Source organism: Sinomonas terricola (assembly GCF_034931225.1).
Lineage (GTDB): Bacteria > Actinomycetota > Actinomycetes > Actinomycetales > Micrococcaceae > Sinomonas > Sinomonas terricola.
On record NZ_JAYGGQ010000001.1, the window covers coordinates 517,314 to 540,678 of the forward strand.

Here is a 23,365-nt window from a genome sequence, read left to right on the forward strand (position 1 = left end):
TAGTGGGGGAAGGAGAACGCATGGCCATTCGTTCGGGAGCCAACGTCGAGGAGCTCCGGGCGCTCGCCATGCAGTTCGGCAAGGCCGCCCAGAACGTCGACCGGCAGGGCCAGCAGCTCACGGCCCTGCTCCCCCGCCCCGATGTGTGGGCCGGGTCCGACGCCGAGGAGTTCCGCCAGCGCTGGCACCGGCAGCACGGCCCTGCGCTCAAGGCCCTTTCCCAGCGGCTCGACGAGGCGTCGAAGACCCTGTATTCGAACGCGGCGGCTCAGGAGGCCGCGTCCGAGGGGTCCACCGGCGCCATCGGCGGCTCGCCCGTCGGGCCAGGGGGCGGGCCCGGCACACCCGCCGGACCGGGTGGCGCGCCGAGCGACCTGAGCATTCTCAACGACATCTTCGATACGGGCAAGGACGCCAAGAAGGTCGGAAGCGCGCTCTGGAGCGCGATCTCCTACAGCATCAACGCCGAGAAATGGGCCCAGGGCAAGGAGCTCTTCCAAGACTGGGCGAGCGTGGGCTCGCACCTGCGGGACGGCGTGAATTCGCTCCGATCGGGGGACAGCCTGTCCGAAGCGTTCCAGTCGGTTCGCTCGGGCATCCCGTACGCGCAGGCCTTCGAGGACGCAGGCAAGTTCTCCCAAGGCCTGCGCTGGGCGGGGGCGCTCGCCGCACCGTTTGCGATCGTCGGAGGCATCCACGACGCCATCAGCCCGAGCCACGACGGCCTGCGGGGCGTCGGCGACCGGGTCGCAGGAGGCCTCTCGGTGGTCGGCGGCGTCGGGAGCATCATGCTCGCGACGGCGGGCGGTGCCGCGATGCTCGGCCCCATCGGCGCGCCGGTCGTGATCGGCGCGGGCCTCGTCGCGGCGGGGTGGGCGCTCGGCAACGCGATCTATGACCACTGGGGATCGATCACGCATTTCGCAGGCGACGTCACGGGCACAATCACCGGGGCGGCTTCCGAGGTCGCGAGCGGGGTCTCCCACGCCGTGAGCGGCGCGGCGCATAGTGTGGTGAGCGGCATCTCGAGCGCGGCGAAGTCCGCCACGAACTTCATTGGAGGGATCTTCGGATGACCCAGTCACAGATCACGTGGACCGAGCGGGATGTCCGGGCGGCCGCATCCGTCCTCGACGCCGCGACCGACGAGGGGCACGTCCTGCCGACGCTCACGGACGAGGAGGTGCTTGCCCTCGATGGGCCCTCCCGCGAGCAGCTCGTCGAGCTCCCGTGGGTCGCGTCCCAGGAGGTCGGCAAGGACATGGCCGCGGCCGTGGCGCTCCGCGGCCTCCTCGCGAAGGGCATCGCCTATCCTGTCCACGCCGAGGGAAGCCTTGACCCCGTGGGGCTCGAGGCGAGCGTCGACATCACGGGGGCGCTCGTGCTCCGGCGCACGGCGGCGCGGCTCGTCCGCTTCGAGCGCCAGGTCTCGACGGGCAGCGCCTGGCTGTACGCCTACGTGCACGACGGCGGAATCCTCACCGAGGCGGTCGACGAATCCGGCCTCCATGAGTTCCGAGCGGTCACCCCGGGCGGAATCGGCGGGCTCGTCGCGGGCTTCGTCGACCCGCAGTCCGTCGCGAGCACCGACGGCGCGCCCGAGTCGCTGGACCGGTCGGAGTTCGAGGCCGTGGCGCTCGAACGGCTCGGAGAGGTCCTCGCGGTGACCGTAGCGACCGCCGTTTCGGCCGACGGCGCCGAGCGCTCCTTCACCGTCTACGTCTCCCGGTCCACCGTCACGCTCCTCGTCCCGGAGGAGAGGGAGGGCCAGACCCGGGTCGCGCTTCAGCCCGTATCCGGCCAGACGCTTCAGGGGACGCTCGCGGCACTCGTGAACTCCGCGGCATGACGGCCGCTGAAGCGAGGCTCGTCGACGGACAGACGGGGAAGCCGATCCGCACAGTCGCGAGCACGGGCGAGCTCTTCGCCGTCGCCCCGGCGGGGCGCGTCTTCTGGGCCCGCGTCCTCGACGCCGTCGTCGTCCTGGTGGTCGCGGGCGTCCTCATCAGCGTCGTTGCCTCGGCGCTCGCGCGCACGGCGGCCTCCGGCTCCGCGATCTTCGGAGTGTGCGCGGTGGCGTGGTTCGCCGTGGTCTTCGGCTATGGCGTCATCGCTGGGACGGCGGGAAGCCTCGGCGACCGCGCGGCCGGTATCCGGGCCATTCGGCTCGACGACGGGACTGGGCCCGGCCCGTGGCGCGGGGGCTGGCGTGCCGTCCTGTGGTCGTTCGCCCCGCTGTTCGTCGTCTTCACGGTCACGGCCGTCTTCTCAGGCGGGCCGGTTGACGTGTGGACCGCGCGCTACGCTGCCCGCGACCTGCGCGCGGGGATCGAGCGCGGCACGGCACCCGTGCCCGATCCGCGCGTCGCCCTCCGTGAAGCCCGGGAGCGGGAGCGCGAGCGGCGCCGCCAAGCCTGAGCCCGCGCCCCCCGGACCTCCGCAGGGAGCGACCGGGTGTTCAGCGCCCGATCTGGCCGGCCATGGCCTCGAGCCGCGCGATGCGGTCCGCCATCGGCGGGTGCGTCGAGAACATGTTGGCAACGCCGCCGCCGCGCTTGAACGGGTTCGCGATCATGAGGTGGGACGTGTTGACGAGCGACTGGTCCTGCGGGAGCGGGTACTGCCGCACGCCGCCGTCGATCTTGTTGAGCGCCGAGGCGAGCCCGAGCGGATCGCCCGTGAGGCGTGAGCCGTCCTCGTCGGCGTCGTACTCGCGGGTGCGCGAGATCGCGAGCTGGATGAGGCTCGCGGCGAACGGCGCGAAGAGGGCGAGGACGAGCAGCGCGATCGGATTCGCGTTGCGGTTGTCGCGGCCGCCGCCGAAGAACATCGCGAACTGCGCGACCGAGGTGATGACGCCTGCCACGGCCGCCGCGATCGAGGACGTGAGGATGTCCCGGTTGTAGACGTGCATGAGCTCGTGGCCGAGCACGCCGCGGAGCTCGCGCGCATCGAGCATCTGGAGGATTCCCTCGGTGCAGCACACGGCGGCGTGCGCGGGGTCGCGCCCGGTCGCGAACGCGTTGGGCGCCTGCGTCGGCGAGATGTAGATGCGCGGCATGGGCTGGTTCGCGCGCTGCGAGAGCTCGCGGACAATTTGGTACAGCCCCGGCGCCTGCTCCTCCGTGACGGGGTAGGCCTGCATGGACCGGAGCGCGATCTTGTCGCTGTTCCAGTAGCTGAACGCCGTCGTCGCGAGGCCGATGACGGCGAAGATCCAGATGGGCGCGGCGCTGCGGGTGCCGACGCCGATGAGCGCTCCGATGCCGAGGAGCACGGCCCAGAGGACGCCGAACAGGGCGGCCGTCTTGAGTCCGTTGTGATGGTTGTGCACAGTGACCTCCTGCTCCCTCAACGAACGAATCAGCCCGCTTGCTCCCCAGTTTCCCCGGGGTCCGCGAGGAAGTCCTCGACGATCGCCAGCAGGCCCGGATCGGCGAGGATGCGGAAGTGCCCGACCACGGGAAGCACTACGTTGCGGGCGCCGTCGAGCCTCGTCGCGCGGCCGATGAGCGGGTCCACGACGGCGCCGACCGAGACGATACGCGCGTTCGCCTCGAGGTTCTTCGCGAGCGAGCCCATGACAGGGTGTCCCGCGTGGAACGAGCGCAGCGGCCGGGTGGGGGCGTAGCGGGAGTAACGGGCTCCTTCGAACGGGGTCGAGACCGCGAGCATGCGCCGGACGAGTCCCTCGTCCGCATACGCGGTCATGAGCAGCTTCCCGATGAGCCCGCCCTTGCTATGGGCGACGACGACGGCGCCCCGCACCCCGAGCGCACGGAGCCGTCCGGCGACGGCCGCTGCGGAGTCCGGGATCGTGCGGCGGTTGTAGCCGAGTTCGGGGACCGCGATGACGCGGTGCCCGCGGCCCTCGAGCCTGCGGCGGAGGGGGTCCATGAACCCGGCGGGTTCGTAGACCCCCGGAATGAGGACGACGACGGCGGGGGCCGTCGTGTGCGTGGAGCCTCCGGCCGCGGTGCCCGGCGCGGGGGCGATCGTGAGTTCCCCCGTGCTGCCCGCCGCCGTCGCGCGCCCTGCCGTGCTCTCGGCCCGGAGCGCCGCCACCTGCCGGACGAGCGCGTACCAGGCGTCGAGAACGACGCCGCCCGCGACCGCAAGCGCCGGCGGCGGCATCGCCGTCGTTCGCATGGCAGCGTCCATGGATGGCTCCTTCCAGGCAAGGGGACGGACCCCGTCGCGGGGACACGCCGTCCCCCGCCGCCCAGAGTAGCGAGCGGAGCTGTGTTCCGCCTGTCACACGGCCCAACCCGCTCGGCAAGGCGCTTTATTGTGAGCTGATCAAAATAAATGCTTCAATGGGGTCATGGAACCGATGCACGGGATCGAGGGCTGGACCTCGGCCCTCCGCGATCACGGGCGACGGGTGACCCGCCAGCGGCTCGCGGTGCTCGACGCCGTCGATCGCCACCCTCATTCCCCAGCCGACGCGATCCTCGCCCAGGCCCGCGAGGCGCTCCCCGAGCTCACGCCGCAGTCCGTCTACGTCGTGCTCGGCGACCTCACGGACCTCGGCATGCTGCGGCGCTTCGAACCGCCGCACTCCCCAGCCCTCTACGAGACGCGCGTGGGCGACAACCATCACCACGCCATCTGCTCGTCCTGCGGGCGGGTCGAGGACGTCGAATGCGCCGTCGGCCACGCGCCGTGCCTCACCCCGAGCGACACGCACGGGATGACGATCATGATCGCCGACGTGACCTACGTCGGCATCTGCTCCGAGTGCGCCGCCAAGCAGGCCGCCGCGCATCCCGCCGCGGGATTGCCGTCCTCGTAGGCGGACCCGCGATCAGCCGAGCGCGGCGCGGCTCGCCGCGAGCTCGCGGATGAACGCGTCGACGATCTTCTCGAACGAGGCGGTCGCCGCCGGGCGGTCGCCGAAGATCACGTAGTCGTACAGGACCCCGATGACGGCCGCGATGAACGTCCGCGCCAGCACCGCAGCCTCGTCGGCGGGAACACCCTCGTGCTCGAGCCACGCCGCAAGGAACCGGCACCACGCAAGATAGCCGGTCGCGCTGTTCCCGCGGGGCTGGGGAGCCACGACGTCCTGCACCGCGGCCTCGAACTCGAGGCGCTGGAGGTGCCGGCCGCGATGGTCGAGCGAGTTCTCGAACACCGCCCGCGCCCACAGGACGAGACCGTCCACGGTGAGACGGTCCGCCCCCGGCCGATGAACATCGAAGCGGGACTCGATCCCCCGGATGATCTCGGCGACGAGCTGTTCGCGGTTCCCGAAGTGGTAGACGAGAACGTAGCTGCTGATGCCGAGGCCGTCGGCGAGGCTCCGGAAGGTCAGGTCCGCTAGCGTCTTGTCCAGAAGGAAGTCAAGAATCTGCTCGAGCAGCTCCGTCTTGCGCTCAGGCCGTGGCGGTCTAGCCATAAACCGATGTCCTCGCTTCGACCGTCACACGCGTGAGTGGCCGTATAGTGCCTCCATCCCCGCCTGCGATCCTACAGGCGGTTCAGGACACGCGGCTCGCGACGCCCTCGACGTCGTTCGCGTCGACGGCAGCGCGGGCTTCCGCAAAACGATCGTTGAGACGGGAATTCCGCTGTCCATATGCAAAATAGATTACAAGGCCCACCACAAGCCAACCGGCGAAGTAGATCCACGTTTCGACCGCCAGATTCGTCATGAGGTAGAGGCACAGGAGCGCCGAGACGACCGGGAGCACCTTCCCGAACGGAACGCGGAAGGACGGCTTGAGGTCCGGGCGACGGCGGCGCAGCACGATGATGCCGAGGCTCACGACGACGAACGCGGAGAGCGTGCCGATGTTGATCATCTCCTCGAGCACGTCCACCTGGGTAAGGCCCGCAACCACGGCGACCAGGACACCGCACAGGATCTGGAGGCGGGCCGGCGTCGACCGCTTGTCCGAGGTGACCGAGAGCGCACGGGGCAGGAGGCCGTCGCGGCTCATCGCGAGCACGACGCGGGCAAAGCCCATGAGGAGCACCATGATGACCGTCGTGAGGCCCACGAGCGAGCCGAACGCGATGACCTTGGCGGCGTCCGTGTTGCCCACGGCCTCGAACGCCGTGGTCAGGGTGGGCTGCTCGGCGGCCGCGAGCGTCGTGTACGGGACCATGCCCGTGAGCGCAAGCGAGACGAGGATGTAGAGGAGCGTCACGGCTCCGAGGCCCGCGAAGATGCCGCGCGGGAGAGTCTTCTGCGGGTCCTTGACTTCCTCGGCGCTCGTCGCGACGACGTCGAAGCCGATGAACGCGAAGAACACGAGCGCCGCGCCCGCGAAGACGCCGAAGAGTCCGTACTGGGCCGGGGCGGCGCCGGTAGCGAACGCAAACAGGGACTGCTTGAGCACGGCCGTGCCATCGCTGCCGTGCGCCGGGACGGCGGCGGGAACGAACGGCGCGTAGTTCTGCGCCTTGACGTACATGAAGCCGACGACGATGACGAAGAGGACGACGGCGATCTTGACGATCGTGAAGACGTTGCCGACGCGCGCCGAGAGCTTCGTGCCGAGGACCAGCAGGACGGTGAAGACCGAGACGATGAGGAACGGGCCCCACACGAGCTCGATTCCGCCGAGGTGGATGCTCGGCGGAATGCTGAGCCCCACGAGCGAGAAGACCTTGCTGAGGTAGAGGCCCCAGTACTTCGCGACGACGGCCGCCGCCGTGAAGAGCTCGAGGATGAGGTTCCAGCCGATGATCCACGCGAGGAGTTCGCCCATGGTCGCGTACGTGAAGACGTAGGCGGAGCCCGCCACGGGGATCGCCGTCGCGAACTCCGCGTAGCACATGATCGCGAGCGCGCACGCGACGGCGGCGACCGCGAACGAGACCGTGACGGCCGGTCCCGCGAAGTTCGCGGCAGCCTTCGCACCGACCGAGAAGATGCCGGCGCCGACCGCGACCGCGATGCCCATGATCATGAGGTCCCACGTGCTGAGGGAACGCTTGAGACGCCTGCCGGGCTCGTTCGAATCGGCAAGCGTCTGCTCGATGGGCTTGGTGCGGAGGATCTTCATCGTCTACCTGAGGGTCGGGGCGGCCGGGGCCAGAACAAACCCGTTAACCTTAGGAGTCCACCTCATGGGACGCTCAAATCGTCTCGCCATGCGGACGGTTGGGCGTGGGCCGGCCGAGCGAGGCCACTCGTCGCGGTTGGCAGTCCCCTTATCGCTTGGAAGTCCTCTTGAGGGTGACTTCTGGAGCGATAAGGGGACTGCGGCCTGCGACGAGGCGACTTCCCGTGAACGTCGTGGGCTAGAACTCCTCGGTGTTCGAGACCGGAGTGCTGCCCTGTTCCATGACGGCGGTGCCCGAGACCCCCGGTGCCGTGCTGGTGAGCCAATCGAGCACGAGCGGCGAGACTTGGTTTCCTCCCGTGTAAGGAGTTGTGCACGTGATCGTGGAGACGTTCGTCGTGAAGTCGGTGACCGGAAGCGAACACGACCACGGCGACTGCGAGCCCGGGCTCAACACCGACTGGTACTTCACGGTGACGACCGCGGCAGTCGACGTCTTGGGAGGGTTCGCAGGGCTAACGCCAAGCTGAATCGTGTCCGAACTCGGGACCCCCGAGGTGGGGGTCGACGTCGCGGTGAGGGTGTACGGGTATGTCGCAGTTGGGCTCGGCGTCGGCGTCGGGCTTGGGGATGCGACCGGTTCAGGAGCCGGAGCCGGTGCCGGGGCGGGCGCAGGCGCGGGGGCCGGCTGGCGCGCGGGCGCGGCCCGCTGGACCGGCGCCGGCGCGCCCGCAACAGGTGCGGGCGCGGGGGCAGGCGCCTCCGTGGGCGCCGGCGAGGCCGCGGTGGTGGCGGGAACTGGTGCGGCGGCCAGGCCCGCTCCCCCACCTGACCCGGACGAACCCGCATCCGGGGCCGACGCGGCGGGCGAGGGGGCGGCGGCGGGAGGCTCCGGCGTCGTCGTCAGGGCCGCGAAGGCGATCCCGCCGATGACGGCCACGGCAGCGACCGCGGCACCAAGCGCAAGGTTCCGCGGCCCAAGCTTGTCGAAAATCCCCCGTAGCCACGCGAGGAACCCCACGAATAGCCCGCCGCCCACGATCTTCCCGGCCGCCGGCAGAGCGAACGGAAGCGCGGTGACAAGCGGGAACACGATTCCGCGCATGCCGTGGCCCACGTCCTGGAGCTGGAGCAGGGCGGCCGTGCACCGCGGGCAGTCGTGGAGGTGCTCGCCCACTTTCGCCTCGTTGCGCGGGCTCAGCCCGTTGCGTGCGTACGCGCCGAGCTTGTCGGCGAACCCTGCGCACGCGTCCTCGACGGCCGACGCCGAGACGTGGGCCTGGAGGTACGCCTGCCGGAGGCCTTCGCGGGCGCGCAGCGCGAGGGCGGAGACCGCGTTGGGCGAGAGGCCGAGGAGCGGCGCGACCGCGGCGGGCTGCATGCCGTCAACCTCCGTGTACCAGAGCACGGCCTGCCAGCGCTCGGGAAGGGAACGGAAGGCGGCGGCGACGGCGTCGGACTCGAAGCCCGCGAGCACGGGGTCGTCGTACGGCTGCTCGCCCTCGTAGCGCTCCATCTCGTCGCTGAGCGTCTGGCGATTCGCCTTGATGTTCCCGCGCGCTGCGAGGCGCGAAATGGACGTGAAGAGGTAGGCCCGGAAGAACGCGTCCGGGCCGGAGCCGCTCCGCAGGGCCGTGAGGACGTTCGCGAAGCCCTCGGCGGCGAGGTCTTCGGCGTCGCTCGCATTGCGCGCGTAGCGGCGCGCGAGCCCGACGGCGGCGCTATGGTGGCGCTCGAAGAGGCGCGCGTACGCTTCGGTGTCCCCGGCGCGAACCTCAGCGATCAGCTCGGCGTCGCTCGGGGCAGCAAGTGCCGCGGTCGCGGGATCGGCACGTGCGGTCATGGATTGTTCCTTCCCGCTGTTGACGGTCACGCATACGTGAGTCTCGGGTATCGATTCTATGACGTGAGTTCCGAGGCGAATTTCGCGTCATAGGTGCGAGGTTCTCGCCTCTCAGCACGTATGACCCACCTTGTGACACCGAGGAGTCGGCCGAAGGGACACGACCAGCTCCTCCGTTCTTGGCGTCACGACGCGCTCTGTGGTTCCTGGCGCGTTGCGAGCGACTGGCTGTGTCCCGAGGTGATGGATCTGGTCCGCTCCGCGTCCCGATCGGCGTCGGCTGCGGGCCTCGAGCCCTCCGTGCGCGCCCTCGGACGGGCCCGCGCCGAACAGGGCGTCGGCGCCGCGGAGGCCGTCATGGACCTCTTCGCGTTCTTCGGCGCGCTCGGCATGGCCGCGCCGGCCCAGCTTGTCGCGGCGTTCGCGGAGACGTGGGCCGAGTTCGCGGACGGCTGCTGCCCCGGCATCTCGTGCGTCGACCCCGCCACGGGGCTCTCGACGTGGGCCCACTTCCGCGCCCGCATCTATGAGCTCTACTCGGAAGACGATGCGGCGGGCGACGGCGCAGCCACCGACGCGAGGCTCGTCGCCGTACTGCGGCTCCCCGAGGGGACGGCGAGCGTCGCGTCACTCCCGTGGGAGGTCCAGGTGACGCTCGGGCGCGAGGTTCTCGATGCGTTCGCGGGCTCCGCGGCGGTACTGAGCCACACCGGCGCGACGATCGCCTCGCTCATGCCGCGCGCCAAGGGGGCGTTCGCGAGGCTGCACGACGCGGCGGCCCGGCTCGACCGGCTCTTCCGCGTCGAGAAGGGCCGCGGGTGCCGCCTCGACGTCGAACCGCTGCCGAGGACGGCGAACGGGGTCGCGCTCCTGCTCGAGAGCCTGCGCCGCTGACGCGTTCGGGGGTCAGTGCTTGCGCTTGCGGGAGATGCGCACCATCTCGTCCCGCGGCACGACCTTGACGCGCTCGCGCTCGACCGCGGCTCCCTGCTCCGCCGACTCGGCCGTGAACTTCTCGCCCAGCGACTTCTCGTGCGCGTCGAGCTCGTTCCAGCCCTCCCACGTCGTGTACTCGACGCCGCGTTCCTCAAGGAGCGCGATGATCGCGTGCTCGTCGGGGTTCTGGGCGGGCGGCAGCGAGTCGCGGTCTTCGAGGAGGCAGCCGATCGTCTCGAGCGCGTCGCCCTTCGTGTGGCCGATGAGGCCCACGGGTCCGCGCTTGATCCAGCCCGTCGTGTAGACGCCGGGAACCGGGCTGCCTTCCTCGTCGAGGACGCGGCCGCCGTCGTTCGGGATGACGCCTCGGTGTGCGTCGTACTCGAGCTCGGCCAGCTCGGAGCCGTGGTAGCCGATCGCGCGGTACACCGCCTGCACCGGGTAGTCCTCGAACTCGCCCGTGCCGCTCACGTTGCCCGTGCCGTCGAGCTCCATGCGCTCGAAGCGGATCCCGGCGACCTTCCCGGGGGCCTCGGGGGAGTCGTAGATCTCGACCGGGCTGTGGAGGAAATGAAGGTGGAGGCGCCGCGAAGCTCCCGTGTCCTGGTCCTCGGCGATCCAGTTCGCGAGGGTGTTGACCATGGTCTTGACCTGGTTGTTCGTGCGGATCGCCTCGTCCGAGGCCTCGTCGAACTCGAAGTCCTCGGGGTACAGCACAATGTCGACGTCTCGCGAGTGCGAGAGCTCACGCAGCTCGAGCGGCGTGAACTTGACCTGTGCGGGGCCTCGCCGGCCGAACACGTGCACGTCCGTGACGGGGCTGCCCTTGAGCACCTGGTACACGTTGTCCGGGATCTCCGTGACAAGGAGGTCGTCCGCGTGCTTCGAGAGCATGCGCGCGACGTCGAGGGCCACGTTGCCGTTGCCGATGACCGCGACCTCCTTGGCCTCGAGCGGCCAGTCGCGCGAGACGTCCGGGTGGCCGTCGTACCACGAGACGAAGTCGGCGCCGCCGTACGAGCCCTCGAGGTCGGCTCCGGGGATCTCAAGCTTCGCGTCCTTGATCGCGCCCGTCGCGAAGATCACCGCATCGTAGAAGTGCCGGAAGTCGCTCAGCGTCACATCGCGCCCATACGTGACGTTGCCGATGAAGCGGATGTCGCCTCGGTCGAGCACCCTGTGAAGGGCGTTGACGATGCCCTTGATGCGGGGGTGGTCCGGCGCGACGCCGTAGCGGATAAGCCCGTACGGCGCGGGGTACTGGTCGAAAAGGTCGATGCTGACCTCGAAGTCGCCGCCCTTGACCTCGTTCGACTTCGTCAGGATGTCTGCCGCGTAGACTCCGGCGGGCCCGGCGCCGATGATGGCGACGCGCAGCGGTCGTGCAGCAGGGACGTTGGTCACGGGATGATCCTTCCGGCGGCGTGCGCGCAGGATTGGGCGCGCAACCTCTTATTGTAGTTCGCGTGCAGACCTCGACGCTCCTGGGACTCGGGCCCGGCGTCGTCGTCGCCGTCGTCCTCCTGACCGCGCTCGCCTCAGCCGTGCACCGCTGGGCGCTCGACGGCGGCTGGCGGCCGCCCGCCACGGCAAGCCTTCGCGCCGTTGGCCAGCTCGCCGTCGTCGCCCTCCTCGTCTCCCAGCTCGGGAAGGATCCCCTCCTCGCGCTCGCGTTCACGTTCGCGATGTTCGTCATCGCGGTCGTGACGGCGGGGCGGCGCGCCGACCGCACTCGCTGGTGGTGGGCCGCCGCGCCGATCGCGGCGGGCGTTGCGCCGCCCGTGCTCATCCTGCTCGCGACGGGCGTGCTGCCGTTGAACGGGCTCGCGCTCATCGCGCTCATCGGCCAGCAGGTGGGCGGCGCGATGACGACGACGAGCCTCGCCGCACGCCGGGTCCTCGCCGAACTCGACACACGGCGCGGAGAAGTCGAGGCCGCCGTCGCCCTCGGCTTCGAATGGCGGCCCGCGCGCCTGCTCGTGGCCCGGCATACGGCCCGGGAAGCCCTCATTCCCGCGCTCGACCAGACCCGGACAGTCGGCACGGTCACGCTCCCGGGGGCGTTCGTCGGCATGGTGCTCGGCGGGGCCAGCCCCGTCGACGCGGCGATCGTCCAACTCGTCGTGCTCGTCTCGCTCGTCGCCGTCTCGGCGATCGCGGCCGCCGTCGCGCTCCGGCTCTGCGCGTCGGGGCGCTGGACCCACCGGATGGCCTGAGCTCGCGGACCACCCCCCGCAGGAATACCTGACAGGGGCATTCCCGTTGTACGGTCGTGACCGTGACGCCCGACGCCCAGCCCCAGCAGACTGCCCGAAACTTCGGCACGAGCCGCACGGCCTCGTCGCCCACGGCCGGCCTGCTCTACGGGATCGGGGCCTACGGGCTCTGGGGCCTGCTTCCGCTCTATTTCATGACGCTTATGCCGGCCGGCCCGGTGGAGATCGTCGCGGACCGGGTCGTGTTCTCCGTCGTCGTCTGCCTCGTGCTCATCTCGGCGACGCGCTCGTGGCGCGCGCTCACGGCCGCCTTCCGCTCGCGCCGGACTTTCGGCGCCCTGACGCTCGCCGCCATCCTCATCGCTGTCAACTGGCTCACCTACACGTACGGCGTGCTGAGCGGCCAGACGATCGAGGCCTCGCTCGGGTACTTCATCAACCCGCTCGTGAGTGTGCTGCTCGGCGTCCTCGTGCTCAAGGAACGGCTCCGCCCGCTCCAATGGGCCGCGGTCGGGATCGGCTTCGCAGCCGTGCTCGTGCTCGCGATCGCGTACGGGCGCGTTCCGTGGATCGCCCTCATCCTCGCGTTCAGCTTCGGCTTCTACGGCCTCGTCAAGAACCGCGTCGGGGCGACAGTGACGGCCGTCACGAGCCTCACGGTCGAGACGGTGGTGCTCGCGCCCCTCGCTCTCGCAGCCATCGGCTGGCTCGGCGCCGCGGGATCGCTCACGCTGTTCGGCCACGGGCCGGGCCACCTTGGCCTGCTCGCGCTCAGCGGCGTCGTGACGGCGGTTCCCCTGCTCTTCTTCGGCGCTGCGGCGCGGCGGCTGCCGATGTCGACGATCGGCATGCTGCAGTACATGGCGCCGCTGCTCCAGTTCATCCTCGCTGTCACGGTGCTCGGCGAGCACATGGGCCCTGAGCGGTGGGTCGGCTTCGGGATCGTGTGGCTCGCGCTCGTCGTCCTCACCGGGGACATGCTGCTCGCGACGCGCCGGCGCCGCAGCGCAGTTCGCGCCGCACAGGCACGCGCCGAGGCGGCGTCCGCGGCGTAGGCTGCGGCGCCGGGGCGTCGACTGCATGCGTGGGATCCGATCACCGCAGCGAGATCGAAAAACCGTCCCTGAGCGGCATGACCGTCCCTTGTATCGCGAGCCAAGGGACGGTCATGCCGCCAACCGACGGTTATGCAGCCGCGCGATGGCCGCCAGGACCGGAAACCGGTCAGCCGGCGAGCCGTCGGGCCCGTTCGAACGCAGCGAAGACCTTGGCTGGGATCGCGCCGGGGATCGACAGATCGGCCCATCGGGCTCGGACAAGGGTCCATCCCTCGTCGACAAGCGCGTTCTCGCGGCGGCGCTCGGCGAGGAGGACGGCGTCAGTCGGGCGATAGTCGAAATACTTGGCCTCGCCGTCGAACTCCAGGATCACGAGGACGTCGGGCCACGCGAAGTCAGCACGAAAGCGGCCTGCCGACGTGGAAATCTCGAACTGAAGCTCGGGTGCGGGAAGCCCCGCGGCGAGGAGCGCAAGGCGCGTTCGGGTTTCACCGGGCGATTCGGACCGGCCGTCGAGCAGGCTCGAGAGCCGCTCGATGCGGCGGGCCCCTCGACTCGCGCCCGTGCGGTCCGCCGCGGCACGGATGCCTTCGAGGCTCGCTCCGAGCCGCAACGCGTGGTCGCCCACGATCGCCGCGCGTTCAACGTCGAGCGTCCGCGCACAGTCCGCCACCGTGCGTTCGAGGGACGTGGCCCGCGCGATCTGCCCCAGCCCCAGCGGAACCTCGACGACGTCGTCGTCTGGCAGGGCGAAGCGGTGGGGTGACACGTCGCGACCGTGGCTCGCGCGCGACACCGAATACGGCACGGTGACATGGATCTCGGGGCCAACGCCCCAGGTCGAGCAGCCCAGGAGGCGGGCCGCCGAGACATGGCTGTAGACGGAGGAGCCGCGGCCTGCGAGCCAGTGCGCCTCGATCCGCAGATGGTCCCTCTCCCAGGGCGTCAGCGATTGCCACAGCGTCCGGCGAACGTAGACGCCCCGCCGGACCCGGACCAGGACGCGGTCCCGGACGGCTGCGGCCAACGCGCGCTCATCGAGGCCGGCGGCGTTGAGCTGTTCCGTCGAAGCGACTCTCAGCGCGGGCCATCGTGTGTCAAGCAACGTCGTGAGCTCGAGGGGTGCCATGAGCGCAGTCTTGCCCATCTCGTGCCCTCGGCGCGCGGTCGGAGGGCCGTATGTGGATAACGTCCGGCACCGCCCGGCGTCCTCGCGCGGGACCCACAACGTCGTGACGCCGCATAACCGTCCCTGAGCGGCATAACCGTCCCCCATATCACGAGCCAAGGGACGGTTATGCGGGCAAGGCACGGTCATGCCGCCAAGGGACGGTTATGCGGGCAAGGCACGGTTATGCGCAGGACGGGCGGCCACGCCCCCGAGAGACCGTCACGCTGCAGGGACGGCCCTACGCCCCTCCGTCCCCTTGAACAGGCGGCGCGCCATGAACGAGTGCCCCCCGGCGTAGGCCACGAGGCCGACGACGCCGAGCGTCGCCACGAGGACGGTCGAGCCGCCGGACACGAACGTCACGATGGCCGCAAGCGTCCCCGCGACGATGGCGTTGAAGCACGCGAGGAAGAACAGCGTGCTCGAGTAGGCCTGCAAGAACATCGGGCGCGGCGCACCGAGCGAGTACGTCGCGGCGACGCCGGCGCTGTCGTCGCGCGCCGAGGTCACGAAGCGGTCGAGGACGGACGGGTCGAGCTCGCCGTACGCTCCTCGCAGGCGGTTCATGCCCGCCACGAGCCGGTGGTCCTCGACGCTCCCGAGCGTCACGCGCAGCAGCGTGAGCGTGCCCAGAATGAGCAGCACCGACGAAAGCCCCACGGCCATGACCCAGAACCCGGGCCCGAACCCCGTGGCCTGCGCGACGAGGGCGAGCACGACAAGCGCGGCAGAGGAGACCGTGAGGTGGATCGAGATGCGGCTCATGAGCTCGCTCCACAGCATGCTGCGCGTCGCGAGAAGGCTCCAGTGCTCGGTCGCGAGGATCTGGACGACGACGGCGGCCGGAACCTCGCGGAACTCCGGCTCGCTCGGCGCGGCGTCGGCGAAGGTGCGGGGAGGCAGGGCGTGCGGGTCGGCGGTCACGGGGAGCCGCTCGCCGTCGTCGTCCGCGCGGTGATGTGCGTGATCTCTACGCTCGTGCTCTCCCGCAGGATGCTCGCGACGGTCGAGACCTCGAAGGTCTCCAGGACGAGGGTGCGGAGCTCCTCGGGGTCGGCGTCGCCGGTCACCTCGACCTCGAGCACGATTCCAGTCGAGGACGTGAGCGTCTCGTCGAACCCACCGGCCGCGCGGACGGCCACGGGCCCGAGGCTCAGGCCCGCGCGGGCGGCCGCCGTGTGGAGGTCGTTGAAGAGGCACGTCGCGACCGCGAGGTGGAGCATATGGCCGCCCGTCGGCACCCCGACCGAGACTCGGGCCGCGCGAGTCTTGTGGTGCTGGATGAGCAGATCCGCCGTCGGCACCGGGATCCGCGCGTCGTCGGGGCTCGCCGTCGCGATGCTTGCCGCGAAATCCATGCGACCATCATGAGCCGTTGCGGGGCCCTTGCCCAGCCCCGTCTCAGCCGAGCGGGCGCGACTCGGCGCCCTCGTATTCGAGCGGGACCACGACGAGCGGAACGGGCAGCGAACGCAGGATCTTGTTGGCCGTCGAACCGATGAAGATCCGGTGCTTCTGGGCCAGGCGGCTCGAGCCGATGATCACGAGCTCGCCGTCGCGCCAATCGAGGCTGTCGACGGCGGCCTCGAGCGTCCGTCCATGGGCGACGGCGACGCTCGCCTCGTGCCCGTGCGGGAGCCGATGCGCGGCCTCCTCGAGCACGGTGTTCGCGTGCCGATGCGCGGCGTTGATGTTCTCGCCGTGCCCATTGGCCCCGAAAGGCCTGTCGAGTTCGACGAGCGAGACGAAGCGGAGCGGCACGTTGCGCCGGCCCGCGGCGACGAGGGCGACGTCGACGGCGGCGTCCGCTCCCCGCCGTCGCCCGATGAACGCCGTGAGCCGCTCGATGGGCGCGGTGCGGTGATAGCCGCGCGGCGCGAGGGCGACGGGGACGGGCGACGCGTGGAGGAGCGAATTCGCGACGCTTCCCACGGTGTAGCGCTTGAAGAGGCCGTTGCTCGCGGCCCCCACGATGATGAGCGCGGCCTCGAACTCGACGGCCGCTTCGATCAGGACGGCCGCGAAGGAGCTGCCCTGGCGCACGTGGAACTCGGCCGCGACGTCCGCGGGGACCATGCCGAGCGCGGTCCGCTGCGCCTCGAGGACCTGCCGCTCCTCCGGGCTGACGCGCGCTCCGTCGGGGTTCGCCGCGACGTACGGGGCGTTCTCGCCGAGCACGAGCATGAGATCGAGCTTGGCGCCCTGGGCCCGGGCGATCGCGATCCCGAGGGCGACGGCGTCCGCGCCCCGCTCATCCGGCTGGTAGCCGACGACGTACCGCATGTGCAACCTCCCTGCGTGACACAGCAGACTCTACGACAACGGCGCGCCCTTGGTGAGGGCGCGCCGTCGTCGGTCTCGCGAGCGGAGTCAGGAATTGGCGCGGATCGCGGCCTCGAGGACGTCGAGACCGTCGGCGAGCAGCTCGTCGCCGATCACGAGCGGCGGGAGAAGGCGGATCACGTTGCCGTACGTGCCGCACGTGAGGATGATGACGCCCTCCTTGAGGCAGTAGTCGGCGATCTTCTTCGTGACTTCGGCGTCGGGCTGCTTCGTCGTCCCCGCGCTGCCCTTCTTGACGAACTCGATCGCGAGCATGCCGCCGCGGCCGCGGAGGTCGCCGATGATGCCGTCGCCGAGCTCGTCGCGAAGCGTCCCGAGGCGGCCCTTGACGATCGACTCGATCTCGCGGGCGCGGCCGCGGAGGTCCTGCGTCTCCATCGTCTCGATGGCTGCGAGCGCCGCGGCGCACGCGACGGGGTTGCCGCCGTACGTGCCTCCGAGGCCGCCGCCGTGGACGGCGTCGAGCAGCTCGGCGCGGCCGGTCACCGCGGAGAGCGGCATGCCGCCCGCGATGCCCTTCGCCGTCGTAATGAGGTCCGGCACGACGCCCTCGTGCTGCACGGCGAACCACTCGCCCGTGCGGCAGAAGCCGGACTGCACCTCGTCCGCGATGAAGACGATCCCATTCTCCTTCGCGAACTCCGCGATGCGCGGGAGGAAGCCCTCAGCCGGGACGATGAAGCCGCCCTCGCCCTGGACCGGCTCGATGATGATGGCCGCGACCTGGTCGGAGCCGATCTGCTTCTGGATCATGAGGATCGCGCGCTCGGCGGCCTCCTTTCCCGTGATCTGCGGGTTCTCCTCGCGGAACGGGTAGCTCATCGGCACGCGGTAGATCTCGCTCGCGAACGGGCCGAAGCCGTACTTGTACGGCATGGCCTTCGCGGTGAGGCCCATCGTGAGGTTCGTGCGGCCGTGGTAGGCGTGGTCGAACGCGACGACGGCGTTGCGGCCCGTCGCGACGCGCGCGATCTTGACGGCGTTCTCGACCGCCTCGGCGCCCGAGTTGAACAGGACGGTGCGCTTCTCGTGCTCGCCGGGCGTGAGCTGGTTGAGCTTCTCGGCGACGGCGACGTACCCCTCGTAGGGGGAGACCATGAAGCACGTGTGCGTGAAGTGCTCGACCTGCTCCTTGACGGCGCCGACGACGGCCGCGTCCGACGCCCCGACGGTCGTCACCGCGATCCCCGAGCCGAAGTCGATGAACGAGTTGCCGTCGACGTCGTGGATGATGCCGCCGTCGGCGTCGGCCACGTAGACCGGGACGGTCGAGGCGACGCCCTTCGCGACGCTCGCGGCACGGCGGGCGGCGAGCTCAAGGGACTTGGGGCCGGGGAAGTCCTTGAGGACCTGGCGCTTCTGCTCGAGGCGGTAGGTGATGTCCATGGAGGGGTTCCTTTCTGGTTCGCGGAGGGGCTCGAGCTCAGGCATCGATATGGCCTCAGGCATCCAAGCTGCTCATGACATGCTTGACCCGGGTGTAGTCCTCGACGGAGTACATGGAGAGGTCCTTGCCGTAGCCGGACTGCTTGAAGCCCCCATGCGGCATCTCCGCGGTGAGCAGGATGTGGGTGTTGATCCACACGGCGCCGAAGTCGAGGTCGCGCGCGAGGCGCATCGCGCGGCCGTGGTTCGAGGTCCAGACGCTCGAGGCGAGCGCGTACTCGACGTCGTTCGCGAGCTGGACGGCCTCGGCCTCGGTCGTGAACTTCTGGACCGTGACGACGGGGCCGAACGTCTCCTTCTGCACGACATCGTCATCCTGGTGGACGCCCGTGATGATCGTGGGCTCGAAGAAGAAGCCCTTCTCCCCCGCGCGGTGGCCGCCAGTCTCGACCGTCGCGTAGTCGGGCAGGGACTCGACGACGCGGTTGACGGCATTGAAATGGTTGACGTTGTTGAGCGGGCCGAAGTAGTTCTCGGCGTCGTTCGCGTGGCCGGTCTCGAGCGTCTTCGTGTGCTCGACCATGAGGCGCACGAACTCGTCGTGGGCGGCTTCCTCGACGAGGACGCGCGTGATCGCCGTGCAGTCCTGGCCCGCGTTGAAGAACGCGAACTCCGCGATCGCGGCGGCCGACTTCTTGAGGTCCGCGTCCGCGAAGACGACGGCGGGGGCCTTGCCGCCGAGTTCGAGGTGCGAGCGCTTGAGGCCCTTCGCGGCGCCGGTCGCGACCGCGATGCCCGCGCGGACCGAGCCCGTGATCGAGACGAGGCCAGGGACGGGGTGCTCGACCATGAGCGAGCCCGTGGCCGCGTTGCCGAGGACGACATTGACGACGCCGGCGGGGAAGATCCCCTGGATGAGGCGCGCGAGGACGAGGGTCGATTCGGGCGTCGTGTCCGAAGGCTTGAGGACGACCGTGTTGCCGGCCGCGAGGGCGGGGCCGATCTTCCAGATGGCCATGAGGAACGGATAGTTCCACGGCGCGACCTGGGCGACGACGCCGATCGGCTCGCGGCGCACGAAGGACGTGTGGCCCTCGAAGTACTCGCCCGCCGACTTGCCCTCGAGGAGGCGCGCGGCCCCTGCGAAGAAGCGGAGCTGGTCGGCGCCCGCCGCGACCTCTTCCGAGGCGATGAGGGAGCGGACCTGGCCCGTGTTGCGGTGCTGGGCCTCGACGAGCTCTTCGCTCGCGGCCTCAATCGCGTCGGCGAGCTTGAGGAGGAGGCGCTGGCGTTCGCCCGGGGTCACGTGCTTCCACGTCGCGAACGCGGCCTCGGCGGCGGCCATGGCGGCATCGACGTCGTCGCGCACGGAGATGGGTGCCTTTGCGACTACCTCGCCGTTCGCCGGGTTGACGACGTCGAGGACCTCGGCACCGACGGGGGTCACGAACTCGCCGTCGATGAAGTTCTGCAGGGTCTGGAGCATGTTCCGAGACTAAGGCGACCCACGCCACAAGCTGTATGGCCGAATGCACTGGACTGGAAGCGACTTATCGTGCGATCGACTAGCGCCCGCTCTATAATCCACGCATGGCCCTGACCCTGTCCGCACTGCTCAGCGCGCCCGGCCTCGGGCTCTCCCTCGCCGGCTCCGCGACGTCGACGCTCGAACGGGAGATCGCGTGGGTCGCCGTCACGGAGCAGGAGAATCCCGCGATGTTCCTGACCGGCGGGGAGCTCGTCCTCACGACCGGCGTGCGGCAGCGCACGGCCGAGGAGCAGCGGCGGTTCGTCCGCGTGCTCCAGCGCGCGGGCGCCGTCGGCATCGGCTTCGGCGTTGGCCTCGGGCACGATACAGTCCCGGCAGCCCTCGTGGCCGAGGCGAACCGCTGGGGCCTGCCCGTCATCGAGGTCCCCTACCAGACGCCCTTCATCGCGCTCGGGAAGCTCGTCGCCGACTCGCACTCGGCGGACCACTTCGCGAAGCTCGAGCGGCTCATCGCGGACCACCAGGTCCTCGCGCGCTCCCTCCTCACTGGCGGCGGGCTGCCCGAGCTGCTCAAGCACCTCGGCGGGATGCTCGGCACGGAACTCGTGCTCACGCAGTTCACCGCCGAGCTCTACTCAAGCAGCAAGGACGCCGGCGCCCCGACCATGGACCGCTGGGTCCCGTTCCCCGTGCCGACGGGCCGCCGCGACGCGTGCACCCTGTGGGCCAAGAAGCCCTTCGACGATTCCGGCATCGTCGGCTACGCGCAGAATCTCATCAGCATCGAGCTCAACAACCTCACGAAGCAGCGCCAGGCCCAGCGGGCGCTCGCGGGGCAAGTGATGGCCGACGTCGTCCGCGGAGCCCTCGACACGGACGAGGCGTCGCGCCGCCTCGCCGGGGTGGGCGTCAACTCGACGCGGCGCAACGTCGTGCTGCTCGCGGAGTCGGCCGCGCACCACAAGAACCTCCGCGGCACGACGCTGCCCGCAACGCTCGACGGCGCCGTGAGTGCAATGGTCGACCACGACCTTGTGGTGGTGGTCGAGGACGACGGCGGGCGCGCGCCCAAGCTCGCACGGAACCTCGCGGACCACCTCGTCGAGGCGGGCATCCACGCGACGATCGGGATCGGCGGGAGCTACACGAAGCCGAACGGACTGCGGTGGAGCTACTTCGAGTCCAAGGAAGCCGCGGCCCGCGGGCTCGAGGTCAACGAGCCCGAGCGGCTGAGCCTGACCTCGCTCCTGCTCTCGAGCGAGGACGTTCCGCTCGCGGACATGGCGGGCGAGGCCATCGGGCCGCTCGTGCGCTTCGACAAGCAGCACGGATCGGAACTCGTGCACACGCTCGAGGCGTACCTCAACCTCAACGGCTCCGTCGCGGCGGTCGCCGACGAGCTGAGCCTGCACCGGAACACCGTGCGCTACCGGCTCGCGCAGATCGCCGAGCTCACGGGCTACGATCCGGCTGTGACCGCCGACCGCGTCCAGCTCTACCTCGCCCTCGCGGTGCGGAGGGTGGCCCGCGCCTGACACCCACGGGGGTGACCCCCGGAACGGCGGGCCGCCATCCAGAGGTCACCTCCCGAGGGTGATCCCCGACACACCCGTGCCCGGACAGTCAAGCGTCTTGCGCTCAACGACATGTCCCCCGCCCACCGAGCGGTGGACACTGCTTCTCATCGCATCAACGGCGACCCGCACGAGCGGGCCGCAATAACGCCGCATCCCCCTGAAATAGCGGCAATCGAGAGGCAGATATCCGATGAATCGACGCGTGATCGGCGTTGCGGCTCTCGCCGCGGCCGCCTTGGTGCTGAGCGGCTGCGGCGGAGCGAGCAGCGGCTCCTCGAACTCCCCCATCGTCGTGGGCTCGATCAACACCCGCAGCGGCCCTGCGACCTTCCCCGAGGCGAGCCAGGCCGCCGCCGCGGTCTTCGACGCGTTCAACCAGGCCGGCGGCCTCAACGGCCGGAAGATCGACTACAAGACGTTCGACGACAAGGGCGACCCGGCGACGGCCTCGGCGAGCGCCCGCGAGCTCGTGGGCAGCGACAGCGCTGTGGCGCTCGCGGGCTCGGCGAGCCTCCTCGAATGCCAGGTCAACCAGAAGTACTACGAGCAGGAGAAGATCCTCTCGATCCCCGGCATCGGCGTCGACCCGGGATGCTTCAGCAGCCCGAACATCTCTCCCGCGAACGTCGGCCCGTACAACGACATGGCGCTGACCCTCTACTACGGCTCGGAGAAGCTCAACCTCGACAAGATCTGTGTGCTCCTCGAGATCGCCGGATCGACGCGCCCGGCGTACCAGGGCGCGATCGATGCGTGGTCGAAGGCAACCGGCAAGAAGCCGTTCTACATCGACGACACGGTCCAGGTCGGGGCGTCCGACTTCACGCCGTACATCGTCAAGGCCAAGAACGCGGGCTGCAAGTCGGTCGCCATCAACGCGATCGAGCCCGACGCCGTCGCGCAGGTCAAGGCCGCGAACGCCCAGGGCTGGAACGACGTCACGTGGCTGTACCTCACGAGCGTCTACAGCGACAACTTCGCAAAGGCCGTCTCGAACGCCGGAGCGGGCATCTACGTGCCAGCCGAGTTCTACCCGTTCACCGACGCGTCGAACCAGGCCAACAAGGAATGGCGCGACCTCATGGCGAAGAACAACATCCCGCTCACCTCGTTCAGCCAGGGCGGCTTCCTCGCCGCGAAGTACCTCATCCAAGCCCTCCAGGGCATCAAGGGGGACATCACGCGCGAATCCGTCACGAAGGCCCTCCACGAGCTGCAGCCCATCCAGAACCCGATGGTCGGCACGCCGTACACGTTCGGCACCGCCGCGAGCCACGCGAACAACACGGCCGCCTGGCCGATCAAGCTCGCGAGCGGCACGAACGCGTGGCAGTCGAGCGGATCCGACTGGATCAAGCTCCCGCAGTAGCGCCCCAGCAGCGCTGCGCCGCGAGGGGCGGGCCGACGACGACGGCTCGCCCCTCGCGCTTCACGTCACCGTCCCTGGATCGAAAGAAGGAAAGTCCAATGCTGCAAGGCGCGCTCGCCGGCCTCGCCGCCGGGGGACTCTATGCCGCGCTCGCCGTGTGCCTCACACTCATGTCCCGGCTCGTCCGGGTCGTGAACTTCTCACAGGCCGCGACGGGCATGTTCGGCGCGTTCGTCGCCGTCTGGCTCGTCACGGCCGCTGGGCTTCCGATCTGGCTCGGCTCCCTGCTCGGGATCGTGCTCGCGGGCCTGCTCTCCGCCGCGATCGGGTGGATCGCCGCGACGTGGCTCTCCGAAGCGAGCACGACGGCGCGCTCCGCCATGACCGTCGGGCCGCTCCTGGCGCTCATCTCGCTCTCATTCATCCTGTTCGGGAACAAGCCCCAGCCGTTCAGCCCCATCCTCGGCGGCCCGGCGTTCGAGCTCGGCGGCGTCGTCGTGAGCCAGGTGACCGTCGCGATGGTCCTGCTCGCCGTCGTCGTCGCCGTCGCCGTGCAGCTCATCCTCACCCGGACGGCCGTCGGGACCCAGCTCCGCGCGCTCTCCGAACGGCCGACCACAGCCGAGCTGCTCGGCATCCCGTCCAAGCCGCTCTCGATCGCCGTGTGGGCGGCCACCGGCGTGATCAGCGCGATCGCGATCGTCATCGTGGCCCCCTCGCAGTCGAACGATGCGACGAGCCTCGCCATGCTCATCGTCCCGGCCTCGGCCGCAGCGCTCCTCGGCGGCTTCACGCGGCCCGGCCTCGCCGTCGTCGGCGGCCTCGCGCTCGGGGTGCTCTCGGGCCTCGTGGCCCAGATCGAGGAGGTCGCGCTCATCCGCAACTTCCTCCCCTTCCTGTTCATCGTCGTGCTGCTGCTCTGGACGCAGCGAAAGGAGGTGTGGGACTCTGCGCGCTAATC

Annotated in this window: 22 protein-coding genes; 10 read left to right on the forward strand and 12 right to left on the reverse strand. The window is 70.0% G+C overall.

The annotated features are described in order from the left end of the window. Positions 1-20: 20 nt before the first annotated feature. The 3 genes from SPF06_RS02580 to SPF06_RS02590 are packed head-to-tail and all read left to right on the forward strand — an operon-like array spanning position 21 to position 2,418. Positions 21-1,076 carry a WXG100 family type VII secretion target gene (locus SPF06_RS02580; RefSeq protein ID WP_323277351.1) on the forward strand — a complete coding sequence of 352 codons (1,056 nt, stop codon included), beginning with the start codon at positions 21-23 and terminating at the stop codon, positions 1,074-1,076. Further along, on the forward strand, positions 1,073-1,849 hold the full coding sequence (locus SPF06_RS02585) for a hypothetical protein (protein WP_323277352.1): 777 nt from the start codon (positions 1,073-1,075) through the stop codon (positions 1,847-1,849). The genes SPF06_RS02580 and SPF06_RS02585 overlap by 4 nt, the downstream gene beginning before the upstream one ends. Continuing rightward, positions 1,846-2,418 carry an RDD family protein gene (locus SPF06_RS02590; protein ID WP_323277353.1) on the forward strand — a complete coding sequence of 191 codons (573 nt, stop codon included), beginning with the start codon at positions 1,846-1,848 and terminating at the stop codon, positions 2,416-2,418. Before SPF06_RS02585 ends, SPF06_RS02590 begins: the two co-directional genes overlap by 4 nt. A gap of 40 nt (positions 2,419-2,458) precedes the next feature. On the opposite strand, the gene htpX is transcribed toward SPF06_RS02590, so the two are convergent. Both htpX and SPF06_RS02600 read right to left on the reverse strand, forming a co-directional pair. Beyond that, positions 2,459-3,334, reverse strand: a complete 876-nt coding sequence (gene htpX, locus SPF06_RS02595) for a zinc metalloprotease HtpX (protein ID WP_323277354.1) — start codon at positions 3,332-3,334, stop codon at positions 2,459-2,461. Positions 3,335-3,363: 29 nt separating this feature from the next. Further along, entirely contained in the window at positions 3,364-4,161 is a 798-nt protein-coding gene (locus SPF06_RS02600) for an esterase/lipase family protein (protein WP_323277355.1), read from the reverse strand. Positions 4,162-4,324: 163 nt separating this feature from the next. Between SPF06_RS02600 and SPF06_RS02605 the strand changes: the two genes are divergently transcribed. After that, the gene (locus tag SPF06_RS02605; protein ID WP_323277356.1) at positions 4,325-4,795 is read left to right on the forward strand and encodes a Fur family transcriptional regulator; all 471 of its coding nucleotides are present in this window, start codon (positions 4,325-4,327) and stop codon (positions 4,793-4,795) included. Positions 4,796-4,807: 12 nt separating this feature from the next. Here the strand turns inward: SPF06_RS02605 and SPF06_RS02610 are convergent, their stop codons facing one another. The 3 genes from SPF06_RS02610 to SPF06_RS02620 all read right to left on the reverse strand — a co-directional run bounded on the left by SPF06_RS02610 (position 4,808) and on the right by SPF06_RS02620 (position 8,859). After that, a complete protein-coding gene (locus tag SPF06_RS02610) occupies positions 4,808-5,401 on the reverse strand; it encodes a TetR/AcrR family transcriptional regulator (RefSeq protein ID WP_323277357.1) in 594 nt (197 codons plus the stop codon). Positions 5,402-5,483: 82 nt separating this feature from the next. Continuing rightward, entirely contained in the window at positions 5,484-7,016 is a 1,533-nt protein-coding gene (locus SPF06_RS02615) for an APC family permease (RefSeq protein WP_323277358.1), read from the reverse strand. A gap of 238 nt (positions 7,017-7,254) precedes the next feature. Beyond that, positions 7,255-8,859 carry a sigma-70 family RNA polymerase sigma factor gene (locus SPF06_RS02620; protein ID WP_323277359.1) on the reverse strand — a complete coding sequence of 535 codons (1,605 nt, stop codon included), beginning with the start codon at positions 8,857-8,859 and terminating at the stop codon, positions 7,255-7,257. A 243-nt stretch (positions 8,860-9,102) separates the two neighbouring features. On the opposite strand from SPF06_RS02620, the gene SPF06_RS02625 reads away from it, so the two are divergent. Next, positions 9,103-9,753, forward strand: coding sequence for a hypothetical protein (locus SPF06_RS02625; protein ID WP_323277360.1), 651 nt, complete (start codon positions 9,103-9,105; stop codon positions 9,751-9,753). Between the two features lie 12 nt (positions 9,754-9,765). Here the strand turns inward: SPF06_RS02625 and SPF06_RS02630 are convergent, their stop codons facing one another. Then, complete coding sequence (locus tag SPF06_RS02630; RefSeq protein ID WP_323277361.1) at positions 9,766-11,199, reverse strand: FAD-dependent oxidoreductase; 1,434 nt, start codon at positions 11,197-11,199, stop codon at positions 9,766-9,768. A gap of 62 nt (positions 11,200-11,261) precedes the next feature. On the opposite strand from SPF06_RS02630, the gene SPF06_RS02635 reads away from it, so the two are divergent. Further along, on the forward strand, positions 11,262-12,011 hold the full coding sequence (locus SPF06_RS02635) for an ABC transporter permease (protein WP_323277362.1): 750 nt from the start codon (positions 11,262-11,264) through the stop codon (positions 12,009-12,011). Positions 12,012-12,073: 62 nt separating this feature from the next. After that, positions 12,074-13,066, forward strand: coding sequence for an EamA family transporter RarD (gene rarD / locus SPF06_RS02640; protein ID WP_428985681.1), 993 nt, complete (start codon positions 12,074-12,076; stop codon positions 13,064-13,066). Between the two features lie 169 nt (positions 13,067-13,235). Here the strand turns inward: rarD and SPF06_RS02645 are convergent, their stop codons facing one another. From SPF06_RS02645 to SPF06_RS02670, 6 genes are all read right to left on the reverse strand, one after another. After that, on the reverse strand, positions 13,236-14,198 hold the full coding sequence (locus SPF06_RS02645; RefSeq protein WP_323277363.1) for a type IV toxin-antitoxin system AbiEi family antitoxin domain-containing protein: 963 nt from the start codon (positions 14,196-14,198) through the stop codon (positions 13,236-13,238). A 261-nt stretch (positions 14,199-14,459) separates the two neighbouring features. After that, positions 14,460-15,164, reverse strand: coding sequence for a hypothetical protein (locus SPF06_RS02650; RefSeq protein ID WP_323277364.1), 705 nt, complete (start codon positions 15,162-15,164; stop codon positions 14,460-14,462). After that, complete coding sequence (locus tag SPF06_RS02655) at positions 15,161-15,598, reverse strand: OsmC family protein (protein WP_323277365.1); 438 nt, start codon at positions 15,596-15,598, stop codon at positions 15,161-15,163. Before SPF06_RS02655 ends, SPF06_RS02650 begins: the two co-directional genes overlap by 4 nt. Before the next feature lie 43 nt (positions 15,599-15,641). Then, a complete protein-coding gene (locus SPF06_RS02660; protein WP_323277366.1) occupies positions 15,642-16,523 on the reverse strand; it encodes a universal stress protein in 882 nt (293 codons plus the stop codon). An 87-nt stretch (positions 16,524-16,610) separates the two neighbouring features. Next, complete coding sequence (gene gabT / locus SPF06_RS02665; RefSeq protein WP_323277367.1) at positions 16,611-17,969, reverse strand: 4-aminobutyrate--2-oxoglutarate transaminase; 1,359 nt, start codon at positions 17,967-17,969, stop codon at positions 16,611-16,613. A gap of 55 nt (positions 17,970-18,024) precedes the next feature. Then, the gene (locus tag SPF06_RS02670) at positions 18,025-19,455 is read right to left on the reverse strand and encodes an aminobutyraldehyde dehydrogenase (RefSeq protein WP_323277368.1); all 1,431 of its coding nucleotides are present in this window, start codon (positions 19,453-19,455) and stop codon (positions 18,025-18,027) included. A 104-nt stretch (positions 19,456-19,559) separates the two neighbouring features. Between SPF06_RS02670 and SPF06_RS02675 the strand changes: the two genes are divergently transcribed. From SPF06_RS02675 to SPF06_RS02685, 3 genes are all read left to right on the forward strand, one after another. Further along, a complete protein-coding gene (locus tag SPF06_RS02675) occupies positions 19,560-20,993 on the forward strand; it encodes a PucR family transcriptional regulator (protein ID WP_323277369.1) in 1,434 nt (477 codons plus the stop codon). A 232-nt stretch (positions 20,994-21,225) separates the two neighbouring features. Then, a complete protein-coding gene (locus SPF06_RS02680) occupies positions 21,226-22,404 on the forward strand; it encodes an ABC transporter substrate-binding protein (RefSeq protein ID WP_323277370.1) in 1,179 nt (392 codons plus the stop codon). Between the two features lie 98 nt (positions 22,405-22,502). Then, a complete protein-coding gene (locus tag SPF06_RS02685; RefSeq protein WP_323277371.1) occupies positions 22,503-23,363 on the forward strand; it encodes a branched-chain amino acid ABC transporter permease in 861 nt (286 codons plus the stop codon). Positions 23,364-23,365 lie beyond the last annotated feature (2 nt).